An 18,734-nucleotide genomic window follows, 5' to 3' on the forward strand; every position below is an offset into this window, starting at 1 on the left:
ATGGTAGTAGGAGACGCTTCTCTGGATATTGACACATTGGTTATCGGTGCGGGTCCTGGCGGCTATGTAGCTGCCATCCGTGCCGCACAATTGGGACAAAGCGTATTGATCGTTGACAAATCTGAGCTGGGCGGTGTCTGCTTGAACCGTGGATGTATTCCATCCAAAGCTTTGATCTCTGCAGCTCATCAATACGAAGCAGCTAAACATGGCGAAACTTTCGGTATTACGGCTGAAAATGTAAAAGTAGATTTTGCAAAAACACAAGAATTCAAAAACGGTGTTGTTAAGAAAATGACTGGCGGCGTAAGCGGCTTGCTCAAAGGCAACAAAGTCGAAGTTTTCAACGGTGAGTGCATGTTCATCAACGAAAACGAAGCGCGTGTATTCAACGAACATGAATCACCACGTTACCGTTTTAAAAATGCAATTATCGCAACAGGCTCCCGTCCTATCGAATTGAAGCCATTCCCGTTTGGCGGACGCATTCTGTCTTCTACTGAAGCATTGAACCTGCCTGAAATTCCGAAAAGCCTGATCGTTATCGGTGGTGGATATATTGGTGCAGAGCTTGGACAAATGTATTCCAAATTCGGTTCCAAAGTAACGATTATTGAAGGTATGGATACTGTTCTTCCTGGCTTCGATAAAGATATGACTTCCATCGTTTCGAAAAGCATGAAGAAAACAGGTATCGAAATCTTCACTGGCGCTAAAGCGGAAAGTGCAGAACAAACTGATAAAGATGTAACAGTGAAATTCTCTGTTAATGGTGAAAGCAAAGAAGTAACTGCTGAGTACCTGCTTGTAACTGTTGGACGTCGTCCAAATACAGACGGTGAACTGGGTCTGGATTTGATCGGTGTAGAACTGGATGAACGCGGAATGGTGAAAGTTGACCACCAAGGACGCACAAGCATCCCTCACATCTTCGCAATCGGCGATATTGTTCCTGGTCTTGCTCTGGCTCACAAAGCTTCTTACGAAGGTAAAGTAGCTGCTGAAGTAATTGCTGGCCAACCATCTGTTGTAGACTATAAATGTATTCCGGCTGTTGTGTTCACAGATCCAGAATGCTCTAGCGTAGGCTACACAGAGACACAAGCTAAAGAAAAAGGCTATAATGTCAAAGTTGGCAAGTTCTCTTATGGAGCAAACGGTCGTGCCGTTTCCCTGAACGCTGCTGAAGGCTTTGTAAAAATCGTAGCTGACGCAGATACAGGTCTGGTACTGGGTACGCAAATCGTAGGTCTGGAAGCTTCCAACCTGATTGCTGAGCTGGGTCTGGCGATTGAAATGGGTGCTACACTCGAAGATATCTCCTTGACTATCCATGCTCACCCTACACTGGGCGAACTTGTGATGGAAGCTGCAGAAGTCGTAATGGGTCATCCGATCCACGCATTGGCGCCACGTCGCTAATTCCTTTTCATTATCTTGTTTTTGGTTTTCATACATGAAAAAAGAGGCAAGGAGCGCTATATCTGCGCTCTTTGTCTCTTTTTTTCAAACTTTAAGATTATTGGACTATCATGAAAATTCACACAGCACATGGTCAAAAAAGTACCCTACATGATAAACTAAATATAGATTAATGGGGTAGATCGAGAATTTTAAAAATTAAAAATTGACGATGCTGTATTTTATTCATGCTCAAAGGAGAGAAACAACGTGCGCAACTACTTGGAATTGTTGGAGGATATTTTAGAGAACGGAGTGAAAAAAGAGGATCGGACAGGGACGGGAACATTATCTGTGTTCGGAAGGCAACTTCGTTTTGATCTGGCCAAGGGCTTCCCGTTGGTGACCACTAAAAGAGTACATTTGAAATCCGTTATACATGAACTGTTATGGTTTTTGCGAGGGGATACCAATATTGCTTATCTCAAGGAGAACGGAGTTAGCATTTGGGATGAATGGGCAGACGAGCAGGGGAATCTGGGACCTGTGTATGGATCGCAATGGCGCGCATGGGAAACACCGGACGGACAACATATTGATCAAATTGCGAATGTCATTGAGGCTATCAAAAACAATCCGGATTCACGTCGACATATCGTGAGTGCTTGGAATGTAGCTGAAATTGAATCGATGAAGTTGCCACCATGTCATTTTGTATTCCAGTTCTACGTAGCTGGAGGAAAGTTATCCTGTATGCTGACGATGCGTTCAGTGGATACATTCCTTGGACTGCCGTTCAACATCGCTAGTTATGCATTGCTGACGCATATGGTTGCACAGCAGTGCGGTTTGGAGCCTGGAGAGTTTATTTGGTCAGGCGGCGATGTGCATATTTATTCAAACCATATACAACAAGTGCATACGCAGTTGGAGCGTGATCCTTATCCCTTACCACAGTTAAAAATCCTGCGCAAGCCGGAATCCATTTTTGATTACACTTACGAGGATTTTGTTTTTGAGAATTACGAGCATCACCCAGGGATCAAGGCGCCTGTCGCCATCTGATTAGAGGAGGTGGAAAGATGAGCATTTCGATGATATGGGCTATGGCACAAAATGGTGTGATTGGCCGGGATAACAGTCTTCCTTGGCGCCTTCCCAGAGACATGTCCTTCTTCAAAGAGCAGACGATTAATAAAACGGTACTCATGGGACGCAAAACGTGGGAATCCTTTGGCGGGAAAAGCCTACCAAACCGTCGCAACGTCGTTTTGACTCGAGATGAGCGCTATCAGGCGGAAGGTGCGGAAGTAATCCATACGCTGGAAGAAGGGCTCCAACTTGCCCAGAAAGAAGAGCTAATGGTCATTGGCGGAGCGGAGATTTATTCACTGTTTTGGCCACATGCTGATCGGCTGATTGTGACTCGAATTGAGGAGACCTTTGAAGGTGATACGACGTTTCCTGAGCTGGATTGGAGCGGCTGGACTATAGTCAGTGAGACGCCAGGTATCAAGGACGACAAAAACCTGTATGACTACCGTTTTGTTGTTTACGAGAGTACAGAATAACAATAGATAAACTCGACCTAGCTCATTTGAAAAATTAATAAACCATATAAAAAATCCTTTTGGCTGTAGATGCAGAAAGTTGCATAAGTTTTCATTACTTTTACGCTGTATTGTGATACAATAAATCAAATTCAACGAGAACAGACCCTTTCATAACACAAACAGACAAGTTCGAATTTGATTAGAATTCTGAATGGATGATCGGGGTTCATAAGCGAAGAGATGGGGGAACGTAACATGTCTACACCAACTGGATTTATGGAATACACACGACAACTTCCTACAGACCGGGACCCGGCAGAGCGTATAAAGGATTGGGAAGAATTCCATAAGCATATGTCTGAAGAAGAGCTGCGTACCCAAGGGGCGCGTTGTATGGACTGCGGAACTCCTTATTGTCATACGGGGATGGATCTCATGGGAGCAACTTTAGGCTGCCCGGTTCATAATCTTATTCCGGAATGGAACAATCTCGTATATCGTGGTTTGTGGAAGGAAGCGTTAGATCGGCTGCACAAAACGAATAACTTCCCCGAATTTACGGGCCGTGTCTGTCCTGCGCCATGTGAAGGCTCATGTACTGTTGGCCTTATCGGGCAGTCTGTTACCATTAAGACAATTGAGGAAGCGATTATCGAAAAAGGTTTTGAGGAAGGCTGGGTTGTTCCTAACCCGCCGGAAAAACGTACAGGCAAACGAGTGGCTATTGTTGGCTCGGGTCCTGCGGGATTGGCTGCGGCAGCACAGCTTAACAAAGCAGGGCACAGCGTGACTGTATATGAGCGTGCAGATCGTGTAGGTGGGTTGCTGATGTACGGAATCCCATCCATGAAGCTGGATAAGAAGGTTGTACAGCGTCGTGTAGACTTGCTGGAGGCTGAAGGTATTCAATTCATCACGAATACGGAAATTGGCAAGGATATCCCTACTGAACAGTTGGTTGCCGACTATGATGCGGTTGTGCTATGCGGTGGATCTACAAAGCCGAGAGAATTCAATATTGAAGGCAGTGATTTGAATGGCGTCCATTATGCTATGAATTATTTGAATGGCACCATCAAAAGTTATCTGGATTCTAACCTTGAAGATGGCAACTATTTGTCTTCCAAAGGTAAGGACGTTATTGTTATCGGTGGTGGTGATACAGGTTCGGACTGTGTAGCTACTTCTTTGCGGCATGGTTGCCGGAGTGTCACTCAATTTGGCACACACACCAAAGCTCCACTGGAACGTGATCCGATTGCCAATCCTTGGCCGCAGTTTCCGAATGTGTACTCTCTCGATTATGCACAGGAAGAAGCGAAAGCGTTGTTCGGGGAAGACCCGCGTGAGTTCTCCATCATGACAACCAAATTTGTAGGTGATGAGAATGGCAATCTGAAAGAACTGCACACCATTCAAATCCAACGTATTGTTGATGAAACTGGACGTAAAATCTATCAACCGATTCCAGGTACGGAACGTGTATTCCCAGCACAAATTGCACTGATTGCAATTGGGTTTGATGGGCCTGAGCAAACGATTGTGAAGGAAATCGGTTTGGAAACGGACCGTCGCTCCAACGTTAAGGCACGTTATGGGAAATATGTGACGAATGTGGATAAGGTGTTTGCTGCGGGTGACATGCGCCGCGGACAAAGTCTGGTTGTGTGGGCTATTAATGAAGGTCGAGAAGCAGCACGTGAAGTTGATAAATACCTCATGGGTACTACTGTTTTGGTGTAATTATAAATTTAATGTTACGAATCAAGTAAAGGCTCCATCTTAGGATGGGGCTTTATTTGTGTTTCAAGCATTGTCGCTAGTTGTTGAATCCAATTTTCTAGGGGGTGTACAAAAGTGTGTAAACTTAATGTCATATAAAATGACTTTGAATTGAGTTTTTAATCATTCAACTGTTATCTATAGTGATCATAACATAAATAAGGAGGATGTGTGTAGCCTTTTTAAAGAAAATACTTTTATTTTACAAAACAATTAGCTGAAAACTTAAATATATGTAATATAAATTAACATAAATATGACCCGTGTTTATTGATGGTGTAGTTTCAACATAGAGTAAAATCATGACCTGAGAGAACCGTGCTATCTATGGTATAATAGACGTATATTGTTGAAGCGCTAGACGAAATAAATTTACAAAGGAGCTTTCGCCATGGAGAAGGCTCCTTTTGCATGAGGCCGGGATACCTGTTTTCATTTGTGTTCCATGTATTTTATGGTTTATGGAGGAGGAACAGAAGGCCGTCAGGAAGGAATGGAATGAATGAAGACGTTGATTATTGCTGAGAAACCAGATATGGGACGGACGATTGCTGCTGTAATGGAGCCGCGTGCTAAAAATAACCGTACTTATTTGGAAGGGGAGAAATACATTGTAACGTGGGCGATCGGTCATTTGTTGGGCCTGGCTGAGCCGGATGCTTACGATACTAAGTACAAACGATGGAGTATTCAAGATCTTCCGATTATCCCTGAGCAGTTCAAAATTGTACCCAATCCGAAAACAAAAGATCAGCTAAAAATAATTGGTGAGCTGGCCAAGCGCTGCAATGCCATCGTGAATGCTTGTGATGCTGGGCGTGAAGGACAGTATATTTTTGCGTTAATTCAGCAGCAGCTAAAGCTCCGACAGCCGGTTAAGCGTTTGTGGATTTCGGACTTGACGGCGGAAAGTATTGCGACAGGCTTTGAACGATTACGAGATGCCTCGGAGTTTGAATTCCTGACTCAAGCTGCGCGGGCACGAAGTGAAGCGGACTGGCTGATTGGCATGAACGCTTCCAGAGCGTTCACAACACGTCATAACACCCTGCTGTCGGTAGGACGGGTACAGACTCCCGTGCTGGCACTAATTCATGATAGAGAAAAGGAAATTGAAGCATTTCAGTCTCAAACCTTCTATGACGTGTGGGCTGAGTTTAAGCAAGATCAGATTAAGTACAAAGGGGCATGGCAGGGAGATCGGCTGACGAAACCGGAAGAAGCTGAGGGGATTGCTGCGGCGGTACGCGGAAAAGAGGGGAAGATTACCAAATATGATACGAAGCAGACAAAGGAGTATCCTTTTAAATTGTACGATTTGACGTTGCTTCAACGAGAGGCGAATGCCAAGTACGGTTATTCGGCCAAAAAAACGCTGGATGTGGCACAAGCGCTTTATGAGCGTCACAAGGTCATTTCCTATCCGCGTACCAACTCTAACTATGTGACAGAGCAGAATATAGACGGCATGCATAAGGCATTACGGATGCTCGGGACAGGCCCTTATGCTGATCTGGTTCAACAAGCAAACCCTAATTTGGTCCATAAACAGAATAAATCGGTCTGCAATCCGTCTCGTGTTGAGGATCACCATGCTATCTTGCCGACGTTAAAAAGACCGGGGACGCTAAGCAAGGAGGAACAAAATGTATACGACCTGGTTATTCGTAGGTTTCTGTCGCATTTTTTCCCGCCGGCTGAATATAAAATGCATACCGTAATGACGCAGGTGGACAAGCATTTGTTTAAAACCAATATTAAGGAGCTTCTGTCCTTAGGATGGAAAGTGGTTTTGAGCAAGGCTGACCAGGATAAAGGTAAAAAGAGCAAAACATCAAAAAAAGAAGATGAAGAGGAAACGGACGAGTGGACAGACAAGAAGTTTGAAATTGATGCAGGGCGTCTGGTGGATTGTGTTCGCGCCGAGATGAAAGAAAAGGCGACTCAGCCCCCTAAAAGCTACACGGAGGGCACATTGCTTAAAGCGATGGAAAGCGCCGGCAAGCAGATGGAGAATGAGGAATTACGCGAGGTTATGAAGGACGCTGGCTTAGGTACACCTGCGACACGAGCTGCCACAATTGAACGATTGAAGAAAGTCGGCTACATTGAAATGAAGGGCAAAAAGATTCTTATTACAGATAAGGGAAAGATGGCTATTGACCTGATCCGTCATGCCGGGGTAGATCTATTAGCCTCACCGGAAATGACAGGTCAATGGGAACGCCGTCTTCATCAAATTTCCAAGGGTGAGGCAGCTCAGGAGAAGTTTATGGATAACGTTAAAAGATTCACGTTGTCCATCATTGATAAGGTAAGGCAGCAGCCACCTGCTCCCGCAAATGCCTTTGGCGAGGAGGCAAGGAGTAATCGCTCGGGAGGCAAGGGGAACGCCCGCAGTATAGGCGCGAGTGGACGTGCCACCGCCAAAGGAATGGACCGCACACCATCAGGAGGCGGTAGTAGTGCAGGAAGTGCTGCGCTAAAGCAAGCAGCACCACCAACAAGACGCAGTTCAGCTACAAAAGCAGCGCGGAGCTCATCTGATGGACAGTCAGATGCTTCAGTGAGCCAAAGGCAGGCGTTAGGCAGCTGCCCGTGCTCCAATTGCGGTGGAAGCATTATTGAAGGTCGTAAAGGGTATGGATGTAGCCACTTTAAGCAGGGCTGTGGCTTTGTCATTTGGAAGGAATATGCTGGCAAGCAGATTACCGAAACGATGCTCAAGTCCCTGCTCGCGAAGGGGCAGACGCAATTGTTGTCTTTTAAACGGAAGGACGGATCGACCGTCAAAGCGCGGATAGTTCTGGATGTACCAGGAACAGGACAACTTAGCGTTCGTGAGGAATCCTGAAATAGGGTCGTCTATCATAGTAGAATGTGAAGGTTGAATGACTTTTTAAACACGAAAAAAGGACCCTATCCGAGGGTCCTTTTTTGTTGATGCAATTGTATGCTTTCGTGGATCACCCGTGGCACTTCTGTTAGCTTTTGTATTGTATACATTACAGAGTTCACGTTTTTTTGCAATTCAACCATATTGTAAATCCATTCTTTAGGCTGCTTAAGATACACAGCGTGAATACCTGCCGCAAGGGCTGGAGATACGTCGGTGCGTAAAGAATTCCCAATCATCCAGGTGATGCCTCGGTCCAGCCGATTTATTTGGATGATTTCTTCCAGTGCTTCGACATTTTTATGCTGGCGAATATAGATACGGTCATCAAAGTAAGTAGCCAGCTTCATTTGCTCAATCTTTCTTTCTTGAATGACCTGCTCACCGCCCGTATAAAGGTGAAGGGAATGCCCTGCTTTTTGGAGTGAATTTAACGTTTCGGCCATACCTGGATACGGTTCAATTTCCTGCTCGTACACACTTCGGCCAAGCGAGCGAAGCTCCTGCTCTTCCCGAGAATCCGTACGGCGTCCGAATTGTTCAGAGAAAAACTGGTACGTATCTATTAGGGATTGTGGAAAATGCTCGCTGGCAAAACCCACCTGATGAACCCCAGCCACATCAATTTCAATTTGTTTTTCACGGATTGTATTTCTCGTTAGGTTATGAGCTGCAAACCATTCCTGAAGCAAATCGAAAAAGTGGTTGAGAATAAGGTCGAAATACTTGTTGCAGTGGACCAAAGTGTCATCAAGATCAAATAAAATGTGCTGTTTCGGATACGACATGATGCATACTCCTTCCAAGCCAAAGCTTTAACGGTGTTCAGTTTATAACTAAAGTTGCGATTCAAATTACAATCCAATATAGGATTCCAAAAATACCTGCAAATCAGCCGCACCGTCGGGACGGATGCTGAATTTTTCCTTGTGATAGCGTCCAATGTGTATGCGGAGCAAACCAGCCACACGCAAAATCATCATATCAGACATTAGTGTATCTTCCAATCGGCTCAAATCATGACGCATGTCTTCAAGAGACTTAGGACCTTGAGCTACATAACGCAAAATGCGCAGCCGTTGTGGATCATTGACTGCACGAGTGAGTCGTAGTAGAAGCGTGGGCGGTTCTTCCTCACTCTCTTCGGGAATATCTACCGGATACTGGATCAGCAGTGTACGGGTGTAAAAGCAGTATGAATTAATTGGGCGATTATGAACGACCGGAAACAGCACTACTGTATCGAGGTCTTCCATATGTGGCACGACTAGTCCAGCTGTCGCATATTCAACAAGTGCTTCCGGTTCCATTTTACTTAACAGCATGCGCTTTTCCGCAGCATCTTCTTCTGCCAATACACGCAGTTCGCCTTCCAAGGCCCGAAAATAGTCACGATCCCACAATCTGAGGAGCGGTGCATATACCTTACGAATGCGTAAAGATTCTTCAAAGGTTAAAAAAGGAATATGCGGAACAAGCAACTCAAACATATCCTTATCCGGTCCGTGATCCAAGTAAGAAATATAGTCGGATATTTCATCTGATTCTGGTCGAAGCAACGCCCAGGCATAGAGTGCGTCATAATCGCTAAAAGGGCAATCCTGAGCTGTAGCTAGCTCAGTACGAACTTCCTGTTGTAATCGTGCATCCACCTTGTCGATCCATTCATGGCCCAAGTCCATATCTTGGACCCACTTTTTAGTTACATAGGCCATAAAGCTGCCGAGCAATTCATAAATTGGGGAAGTGTCTATTTTAATTTGATAACTCATGGAACCAAATGCCTCCTATTCTGTCTTCTAGCCCAGAGCGGTGAACGTAAATAAAGCCCGTCCATAAGCAAAACATGAGCATTTTGAAATTGCCCACTCATTTATTATGGCTTGTTCTGCCAGGCATTGTCCACTATAATATGAAATAGTGCGTTGTGACGTGAACTTGGTCGGATTGAACATACGAGGCTCTTAACCGAGGAGTCGGATACATACCAGACTAGCTCTATCCGTAAAATCGTCATCTCAGATGGCGATTTTTTTATTTCTCTCTTTAATACACTAAAATTAAACGCTAAAAACATCTTAATATGTAATATATCGATTTTTAAAAAATCATGGTACACATCGTGATAAGATTTATTATTGATTATGGTATCAAATGCAAATCATTTCTAAACATTCATTTTATGATGTTAATAATTTATTTGTTCGAGCAGGAGGAGCTGGGATGTCGTCGTCGTTACGTGTTCATTATTTTATCTTAATTGCAGTTATTATTGTTGCTGGATTATGTCAGGGTTTACTATTGCCCATTCTGTCGATCTCTTTGGAACAAATGGGAGTTTCGTCTTCGCTAAACGGAATGAACGCGGCTGCACTGTATATTGGTTCATTCGCAATGACACTGGTGGCTGAACGGACTTTGGGGTGGCTGGGATTTAAAAAGCTGATGGCTGGTGGTCTTGTGCTTGTGCTGATCACGCTAATCCCTGATATTCGGGTTTGGTTCGTACTGCGCCTGCTAGTAGGTATTGGTGACAGTGCGTTGCATTATTCTGCGCAGTTGTGGATATTGCTGGTAACTCCAGCAGAGAATCGAGGCCGCAACATTTCCTTTTATGGTATGTCTTACGGTCTGGGTTTTGCATTAGGCCCGTTGGGATTATGGCTACTCGATTATGGAATGCTGGTTCCATTTGCTGCGTTGGCTTTTTTGTGCTTACTTGTGTTGCTGCTGGTGTTAATCAAGCTACCTGACTCCAGACCGGAGAAGCAGGAAACTGAGGCGCGTCCCGCAAAAAGATTCCGGCGCAGCTATAGCTGGGCATGGTACGCTCTGTTGCCTGCATTTCTCTACGGTTATATGGAAGCGAGCCTGAACAGTAATTTTCCAGTCTATGGCCTCCGTATTGGCTTCCATACCGATGAAATTGCTGCTTTGCTGCCTTTCGTTAGTTTGGGGGGCTTAGTGCTGCAACTGCCTTTAGGTATATTAAGCGACCGTTGGGGACGTAAAAAGGTGCTAATGAGCGTAGGTATAGCGGGAGGATTGACCTTCATATTGCTACCATGGAGTGGTAATCATTTTATGTTCACTTTGGTATTGCTGACCATCGCAGGTGGATTGGTAGGCTCCTTTTTCTCACTTGGTTTGGCCTATGCAGCTGACCTGTTGCCCAAATCATTTTTAGCGGCTGCGAATGTGCTGGCATCCTTTCATTTTAATCTAGGAAGTGTGATCGGACCTAATATTAGCGGAGGATTGCTGGACATTGGAACTCAAGGCAGCATGTTTCTAGTCCTTGGAGGTAGTTACATTGTTTTTGGATTGTTAGGTTTGTTTTCCCGAATAAGAGTACCAGCTGTTTAAAACTGCGGTTTGCATGGTATTTGTTTCACAATTACTATAAAATATAAACATGTATTGATGGCGGACAAAGGGGAATCATAGATGATTAAAATTCGGAAGCTGACCAAGCAAGTGGGGCCTGAACGTACCCCGTTACTTCGAGGGATTGATACTGAAATTCATCAGGGTGAATTCATTGCTATAGTGGGGCCAAGCGGAAGCGGTAAAACGACACTTCTTCGCTGTCTTGCTTTACAGGAGCCTTGGGAAGAAGGCAGTCTGATTGTAGGAGGCAATGATGTACTGAAATCCGGGTGGACGGGCAAGATGAAATTAAAACGGGAATGGGCATATCTGGAGCAAAATCCGCATCTTAATATGAATCGGACCGCTCTTAAAAATGTGCTCATTGGCAGATCGGGTCAAACCCCCTGGTGGAGAATGGTAACTGGCATGGTGCGTTCTGACGATTATATGGGAGCGATGGACGTTCTGGAGGATTTGGGTCTGTTGGATAAGGCGCATGATAAATGCGACAAGCTCAGCGGCGGCGAACGTCAGCGGGTAGCGACTGCGCGTGCTCTCGTTCACGGAGCTAAGGTTATTTTAGCTGATGAGCCTGTAAATGGACTTGATCCTGCCTCAGCAGCGCATGTACTGGAAACCTTTCGCAAGCTGTGTTCTGACGAGCGAGTAACAATCATTACTGTACTACCGCTGGAAATGGCTGAACGTTTTGCTTCCCGAATCTGGGGTCTGAATGAGGGCGAGCTGGTGTTTGATATCCAGGGAAGACGATTGACACAGGCAGAAAAGAACAAATTGTGAAGGGGACGGCAAGAGAAGTGAGAATAATGCTGTTGAAAATGGTGGCTGGCTGCTGCTCCTTGCTGCTCCTTGCTGGATTTTTAAGCGGCTGTAATGTGATTAGCGATCCGATTTCGCTGATGCAGACACCAACGATGTCTGATGAGAAACAACAGCTGAATGGAGCAGTAAATACGCAATTAGGGGCGGTACAGCCTTTAAGGCCGAATGATCCGGATGATCCTACGCCAATTCGGACGGGAGATTTGAATAATGATGGTATAGACGAAGCGGTGCTTTTTTATGAAACACCAGATGAGAGCGTAAAAATACATGGTGCCTTGTTTGAAGATCAAGGAGGAACGTGGGTAAAGAAGCTCACATTTGATGGGGAAGGCACGGTGTTGGAATCATTTAAGCTTGTAGATTTAACGAATGACGGTACGCTTGATATTGTAGCAGGTTTTTCGAGCGGAGACAGTGGCGAGAACGGGGACCAGAAGGGTCTTATCGTATACTCTTATACTGGAGGAACGTTAGAAAAAATATATGCAACAGGCTATACGGACTTCGTTGTAGACGATTTTAACCATAAGAAGATGGATTTGAACGGGGACAATCTGAATGACTTAACGATTATCTTGCTCCGTCGTAATGAATTTTTTACCGTCAAAACATTCCAGTTCAGCGGAGGGACCTTTAAGGAAATCGGATCGTTGGAATTGGATAGTCAGGCTCTAGGTGTCTACAATGTCGTCGCTGGTAAGGTAGCTCAGGGTAGGCAGGGAATCATTATAGATACAAAGATTGCCCAGACGACTACAGTATCTAATGTTATCGTGATGGATCACGGCAAACTCAGAAAGCTCAATCTTATGGATGTTACCTTTAAGGATGCCACCATCGCCAGTGGTGATGTGGATGGTGACGGTATTCTCGAATTTGGGAATTTAGAGAAGCCTAAAGGCTGGAGCAACAGGCCGCTGGATGAAGTTCCGTATTTTGTATCGTTCTATCAGTGGGATGGGGTCAAAGGAACGATTTTCAAACAGCAGCAGTATCGTGATTCTAATGAACAGGTCTATTTCAGGCTGCCAAAAGAGTTACACGGCAAGGTGACTATTGATCCGAAGGTTTCAAGGAAAGACAGCTATTTGCGGTTTATTTTGGATGATACAGACAAAACGATAGCGGAAATTAAATTTTTCTCATTGTCACAATGGGAGCGAAACAATGAAGGCTATAGCCAATTGTGGCGAACGAACGCACAGGTAGTTGGTATCAAGCGATCCAGCGAGCTGGAACCACGTAAAACCATTAAAAACAAGATGGGGGAAAGGCAGGTAGAATAGAGTGAGTAAAGTTTTAATCATGGAAGACGAGGAATCGATCCGTAGCTTTATCGTTATTAACTTGAAACGTAACGGTTTTGAGGTGCTGGAGGCGGCAGATGGGCATGAGGCTCTGAATATTTTGAACACGGTGCGGGATATTGATATCGCGCTGCTTGACGTGATGGTGCCTGGGATGGATGGTTTTGAGGTTTGTCGGAGAATTCGGGAAACGAATGAGCGTATTGGCATTATCTTTCTAACAGCCAAGGTTCAGGAACAGGATAAAGTGTATGCCTTGTCTGTAGGGGCTGATGATCATGTGAGCAAGCCTTTCAGCCCGACAGAGCTGATTGCACGTATTCAATCGTTATTGCGTCGGGTGAATGTACATCGTGAAACAGCAGCCAAGGTGTCATTCCAGTCCGGTCCGTTTACGCTGGATTTGATAGCTAAACAATTTAAGAAAAACGGACAGCTGATCGAGCTGACACCGACAGAGTTTTCGCTGATTCAGTTTTTTCTGGAGAAAGAAAATACGCCGCTCAGCCGAGATGTACTACTTGACCACGTATGGGGCAAAGAATATATGGGTGATCCGAAAATTGTCGATGTGAATATCCGACGTCTGCGGCAGAAAATTGAAAACAATCCATCCGAGCCAGCTTTTTTACAAACTGTGTGGGGACATGGATATAAATGGAAAGGTCAGTCTCAATGATCAAAAAGGGAATTCGCCGACAGATTGTGCTTCACTATTTTTTCGTAGTGTTCTTGGCGCTTCTGTTAGTAGAGGTCATTTTTATGTTTGCACTCCGGTCGTATTATTATGACACCATTTATAAAAAGATCGAGAACCGTATCCAATCGGTAAGTGAATTTGCATCCAAATTTAAAGAGCCGGAGCAATCATTACAATCGTATTTGTTGGATACATTTTCTCTGCCCAACACTGAACTACAATTGCTGGATGAACAGGGGAATGTAATTGATAACTCGACAAATTTTGCTGCAGATCTAAGTGTGCAAACCAGTGATGTGACACAAGCCTTAGCTGGAGATACAGGCAAATGGATCGGAAAGCAACCGAGTACGGGACAACAGGTAATGGCGGTATCTCAAAAACTGGACAATATCGTCGGGGATCAGGTGTATATTATCCGGTATACGACTTCGCTGGAATTAGTAAATGACAAGTTATTTATCATTACATTATTTTCGGTCGGAATCATGGCGGCTGTACTGATTATTGTATTTGTAGTGAGCACGGGGCTTGCCAATTCCATTGTCAGACCGATTAACAATATTCGTGATGTATCTGCTCAGATGGCCCAGGGTCGATTTGATGCACGTATCAAAGGCGATTATCGCTATGAACTGGGTGAACTGGCATCGACGTTGAACTACATGGCACAAGAGATTGTCAGAACAAATCAAATCAAGGATGATTTTATTTCATCCATTTCTCATGAACTGCGTACTCCGCTTACTTCCATTAAGGGCTGGAGTGAAACGTTAAATTCTGGTGGGTATGACCCGGAAGAAACGAAGATCGGGATGCAGATTATTTCCAAGGAAACGGATCGGCTGATCGGTTTGGTGGAGGAAATTCTCGATTTTTCTAAACTGGAACAAAATGCCATGAAGCTCGTGATGGGAACAGTTGATCTTCGAGAGCTTTTGCAGGAAATTATGCTGAATGTATGGGCTAAGGCAGAAATGAAGCAGATTAAGCTCCAATTGGATTCGGAGGAAACGACATATCTTGTTCATGGAGACGGTAACCGTCTGAAGCAGGTATTTTTGAACATTGTAGATAATGCTATCAAGTTTTCGCATGAAAGTTCGATTATTTATCTGTCTCTTCAACGTACTAAGGGCAATATCGAGATATCGGTACAGGACACAGGGATTGGGATTAGTGAAGAAAACCTTGCCAGAGTAAGAGATCGCTTTTTCCAGGTAGACCACCAAAATGGGGGAACGGGTCTGGGATTGGCAATCTCGCAACAATTTGTTGAGCGTCATCACGGTCAGATGCTCATCAGAAGTGAATTGGGAGCTGGAACGACCATTACGGTTTCATTGCCTGCTCTGCAAGCAGAGCCATCCCCGGAATCACCACAACTCTCAGAAGGGCAAATTTAAAGTCAATTGTAAGAGATAATGATAAAAACAGCCAGTCCTCACTTATTGGAGGGCTGGCTGTTTGAAATTTTAGGGAGAGTTATGAAGTAAAGCCTTCTGCGCGCAAGCGTGTATTACGCTCATACACTTCTTTTAGCATACGTGTAGTTTGCGGCCGTACTGCCATTTTCCCAAATACTGTTTCGTTGGGGCCGATAACCATAATTTCGCTCGGATTACCTTTAATTATAGCGCCGTCACGAATCACAGCACCTTCACCGATAATTGCGTGCTCAATATGCACGTTGCGCCCAATACGTGTGTCAGGCATAACGATACTTTCCTTAATGGTTGAGCCTTTTCCCACCTCGACGCCACTAAACACTACGGAGCGCTCAATTTGGCCTTCGACTTGGCAGGAATCATGGAGGAGGCTATCCAATGACTGCATTTTACCACCAAGCACCTTTTGCGCGCTCAGCCTTGTCCGGCGTTCACGCGTATACATCGGCCAGTCTTGACGCTGAAGGTCAATCGCGCAATTTTCTTGCAGCAGGTCCATGTGGGAGTCCCATAGGCTTTTAACTGTACCTACGTCTTTCCAGTAACCCTGGAATTCATAAACGTATAGAGATTCTTGGTCCGCCAGCATTTTAGGAATGATATCCTTGCCAAAATCATGACTAGATTGAGGATCCTGTGCGTCTTCCAACAGGTAATTTCTTAAGTAATCCCATTTGAAAAGATAAATCCCCATAGATGCCAAATTACTTTCGGGTTTCTCCGGCTTTTCTGCAAATTCAGTGACGCGCAGATCCTCATCGGCGCTCATAACACCAAAACGGTGTGCTTCATCCCAAGGAACCTCCATAACAGAAATAGTTGCCGCAGCTCCTTTTTCCTTATGGTAGTTCAGCATTTCGCGATAATTCATATAGTAAATATGATCACCGGATAAAATAAGCACGTGCTCTGGATTTTGGCTGTCAATATATTCGATATTCTTATGAATAGCATCTGCCGTTCCTAAGTATTCAGCGTTACCTGTATTATAAGATGGAAGCAGGGTAATTCCTTTGTCATCCGTTTTTGTAAGTCCCCATGGAGTCCCATCCCCAATATGTTCGTGCAAGGATTCCGCCTCATATTGCGTCAGTACACCTACAGTATCAATGTTTGAATTTACGCAATTACTGAGAGGAAAATCGATAATCCGGTAATGACCGCCAAAAGGTACGGCGGGTTTTGCAATCGTTGAAGTAAGGGGAGCAAGACGGCGTCCCTCTCCGCCTGCCAGCAGCATGGCAATGCATTCTTTATTAAACATTTCGTTTCCCTCCCGGTTTAGTTGTCTGTTGTAGTACATACATAAACGGTATGGGGTACTCTTGAACCATCAGGTATATAAGATTCCCCAAAAACTAAGGTTTATTTTTTTCCTAGTCATTTTTCTGTTCATTGTGGCTAGAATGGGGTAATAACTCAAGTCAGCTTTGACCCAAAAGCGAATGCATTACCGATTCATACATTTTTACTTACAAACATAAAAGGGTGGTGACGTGATGACAGACCAAACTCTTCCGCAACAGACTATATCATCGGAAGATATTTATTTGTTTCATGAAGGAACGCTTTATCACAGCTACCGATCTTTGGGTTCCCACCTTACTGTGGAGAACGGAGAACAGGGCGTTCGTTTTACGGTCTGGGCTCCTCATGCTCTCCATGTCGGGCTTGCTACAGATCGCAACAACTGGAATGGGGAACAGGATTCCTTATATAGGGTTCCCAAATCCGGATTTTGGAGTCGTTTTTTTCCGGGGATATCCCAAGGAACATTTTACAAATACGATATTACAGGTCCAAATGGTGAACGATTTCTGAAAGCCGATCCTTATGCCGTACGTGCTGAAGTGAGACCAGCTACAGCTTCAGTGGTAGCTTCACTGGATGGTTATGTTTGGAACGATGCAGCTTGGCGCCGCAAACGTAGAGCACCTTATGGTAAACCTCTACATATATACGAGCTTCATCTAGGCACTTGGAAGCAAAAAGCAGATGGTACGTTTTATACATACAGGGAGATGGCTGAGCTTCTTGTGCCTTATGTAACTGATATGGGGTATACACATATTGAGCTGATGCCGCTGAGTGAGCATCCGTATGATCTTTCCTGGGGCTACCAACTCACCGGGTATTTTGCACTCACAAGCCGTTATGGTGAACCACATGATTTTATGTATTTGGTGGATCGTTGCCATCAGGCGGGAATTGGAGTGATTATGGATTGGGTTCCGGCTCATTTTGCCAAGGATGCTCATGGTTTGAGACGATTTGACGGATCGCCACTGTTCGAATACGCGGACCCGCTAATTGCGGAAAAGCCTGGCTGGGGAACGCTAACGTTCGATTATAGCAAGCCAGAAGTACGTTCTTTTTTGATCTCCAATGCATTGTTCTGGATGGATGTGTATCATATTGATGGCCTGCGTGTGGATGCAGTGACGAGTATGCTACGACTGGATTTTGAAAAGCAGGAAGGACAATATTGTCTCAACTCCAAGGGAGGGATTGAAAATGAGGAGGCTATCGCCTTCCTTCAACAGCTGAATGAGACGGTATTCCGCTATTATCCATACGCACTCATGATGGCAGAGGAGTCCAGCGCTTGGCCGATGGTGACCTCCCCAGTAAGCGATGGAGGGCTCGGTTTTAATTACAAATGGAATATGGGTTGGATGAACGATACACTTGATTATATGGAATCAGCGTTTGATCAACGACCCGATCGCCATAATTTGCTGACATTTCCCATAGCCTATGCGTACAGCGAAAATTTTACACTGCCATTGTCACATGATGAGGTTGTTCATGGTAAAAAGTCGCTGCTTGATAAAATGCCGGGCACCTATGAACAAAAATTTGCCGGGCTACGGGCGCTTCTTGGCTACCAAATGACCTCACCAGGTAAAAAGCTTTTATTCATGGGAGGGGAATTTGGTCAATTTATTGAGTGGAAGGATGAGGATCAGCTTGACTGGTTTTTGCTGGACTATGACAGTCATCGGTCTCTGCACGCATATGCGAAAGCACTGAATCATTTATATCTTCAGGAGAAGGCATTATGGGAATTGGACCATTCGTGGGACGGCTATCAATGGATTGAAGCTGAAGACCGTGGGCAGAGTGTGATTACGTATTTACGTAAAGGCAAAAAAACGGGGGATACGCTGGTTGTCCTTATTAATTTTCAGCCTGTGCAAAGAGAAAATTATCGAATTGGGCTGCAAAAGGCAGGAAGCTATATGGAATTACTGAACAGCGATCATAAGGACTTTGGGGGAAGGGGTCAGCTCAACTCCGGAGCGATACGTACTTCCAAAATCCCTTACCACGGACAGCTTCACAGCTTGGAGGTGACGATTCCACCTCTAAGCATCGTTATACTCAAGAAGACACCACCACGTAGGTCTAAAAAAGCAGATTAACCAC

At 44.8% G+C, this 18,734-nt stretch carries 14 protein-coding genes; 11 read left to right on the plus strand and 3 right to left on the minus strand.

The window, feature by feature from the left end:
* From lpdA to ACXHJ2_RS09655, 5 genes are all read left to right on the plus strand, one after another.
* Complete coding sequence (gene lpdA, locus ACXHJ2_RS09635; RefSeq protein WP_013371454.1) at positions 1 to 1,422, plus strand: dihydrolipoyl dehydrogenase; 1,422 nt, start codon at positions 1 to 3, stop codon at positions 1,420 to 1,422.
* Between the two features lie 249 nt (positions 1,423 to 1,671).
* On the plus strand, positions 1,672 to 2,466 hold the full coding sequence (gene thyA / locus ACXHJ2_RS09640; protein WP_013371453.1) for a thymidylate synthase: 795 nt from the start codon (positions 1,672 to 1,674) through the stop codon (positions 2,464 to 2,466).
* A gap of 17 nt (positions 2,467 to 2,483) precedes the next feature.
* On the plus strand, positions 2,484 to 2,972 hold the full coding sequence (locus tag ACXHJ2_RS09645) for a dihydrofolate reductase (protein ID WP_165080712.1): 489 nt from the start codon (positions 2,484 to 2,486) through the stop codon (positions 2,970 to 2,972).
* A gap of 237 nt (positions 2,973 to 3,209) precedes the next feature.
* A complete protein-coding gene (locus ACXHJ2_RS09650) occupies positions 3,210 to 4,697 on the plus strand; it encodes a glutamate synthase subunit beta (RefSeq protein ID WP_165080710.1) in 1,488 nt (495 codons plus the stop codon).
* Between the two features lie 541 nt (positions 4,698 to 5,238).
* Positions 5,239 to 7,590 (plus strand): type IA DNA topoisomerase, encoded by a 2,352-nt coding sequence (locus ACXHJ2_RS09655; RefSeq protein WP_165080708.1) that lies wholly within the window; start codon positions 5,239 to 5,241, stop codon positions 7,588 to 7,590.
* A 65-nt stretch (positions 7,591 to 7,655) separates the two neighbouring features.
* Here ACXHJ2_RS09655 and ACXHJ2_RS09660 read toward each other — a convergent pair whose 3' ends face one another.
* Together ACXHJ2_RS09660 and ACXHJ2_RS09665 are read right to left on the minus strand one after the other, a co-directional pair.
* On the minus strand, positions 7,656 to 8,420 hold the full coding sequence (locus ACXHJ2_RS09660; RefSeq protein WP_013371449.1) for an HAD family hydrolase: 765 nt from the start codon (positions 8,418 to 8,420) through the stop codon (positions 7,656 to 7,658).
* Between the two features lie 66 nt (positions 8,421 to 8,486).
* Entirely contained in the window at positions 8,487 to 9,404 is a 918-nt protein-coding gene (locus tag ACXHJ2_RS09665) for an ArsR family transcriptional regulator (protein WP_165080706.1), read from the minus strand.
* Positions 9,405 to 9,855: 451 nt separating this feature from the next.
* On the opposite strand from ACXHJ2_RS09665, the gene ACXHJ2_RS09670 reads away from it, so the two are divergent.
* The 5 genes from ACXHJ2_RS09670 to ACXHJ2_RS09690 all read left to right on the plus strand — a co-directional run bounded on the left by ACXHJ2_RS09670 (position 9,856) and on the right by ACXHJ2_RS09690 (position 15,263).
* The gene (locus ACXHJ2_RS09670; RefSeq protein ID WP_165080704.1) at positions 9,856 to 10,998 is read left to right on the plus strand and encodes an MFS transporter; all 1,143 of its coding nucleotides are present in this window, start codon (positions 9,856 to 9,858) and stop codon (positions 10,996 to 10,998) included.
* 81 nt (positions 10,999 to 11,079) lie between these two features.
* Positions 11,080 to 11,805, plus strand: coding sequence for a phosphonate ABC transporter ATP-binding protein (locus tag ACXHJ2_RS09675; RefSeq protein WP_025365016.1), 726 nt, complete (start codon positions 11,080 to 11,082; stop codon positions 11,803 to 11,805).
* Positions 11,802 to 13,136, plus strand: coding sequence for a hypothetical protein (locus ACXHJ2_RS09680; protein WP_165080702.1), 1,335 nt, complete (start codon positions 11,802 to 11,804; stop codon positions 13,134 to 13,136). The genes ACXHJ2_RS09675 and ACXHJ2_RS09680 overlap by 4 nt, the downstream gene beginning before the upstream one ends.
* A gap of 1 nt (position 13,137) precedes the next feature.
* A complete protein-coding gene (locus ACXHJ2_RS09685; protein ID WP_016820715.1) occupies positions 13,138 to 13,836 on the plus strand; it encodes a response regulator transcription factor in 699 nt (232 codons plus the stop codon).
* Complete coding sequence (locus ACXHJ2_RS09690; protein WP_165081196.1) at positions 13,833 to 15,263, plus strand: sensor histidine kinase; 1,431 nt, start codon at positions 13,833 to 13,835, stop codon at positions 15,261 to 15,263. The genes ACXHJ2_RS09685 and ACXHJ2_RS09690 overlap by 4 nt, the downstream gene beginning before the upstream one ends.
* Before the next feature lie 79 nt (positions 15,264 to 15,342).
* Here ACXHJ2_RS09690 and ACXHJ2_RS09695 read toward each other — a convergent pair whose 3' ends face one another.
* On the minus strand, positions 15,343 to 16,569 hold the full coding sequence (locus tag ACXHJ2_RS09695) for a glucose-1-phosphate adenylyltransferase (protein ID WP_165080700.1): 1,227 nt from the start codon (positions 16,567 to 16,569) through the stop codon (positions 15,343 to 15,345).
* A 235-nt stretch (positions 16,570 to 16,804) separates the two neighbouring features.
* Between ACXHJ2_RS09695 and glgB the strand changes: the two genes are divergently transcribed.
* A complete protein-coding gene (gene glgB, locus ACXHJ2_RS09700; RefSeq protein WP_165080698.1) occupies positions 16,805 to 18,730 on the plus strand; it encodes a 1,4-alpha-glucan branching protein GlgB in 1,926 nt (641 codons plus the stop codon).
* The last annotated feature ends 4 nt before the right edge of the window (positions 18,731 to 18,734 follow it).

The sequence above is a fragment of the Paenibacillus sp. ALE3 genome (genome assembly GCF_054113405.1).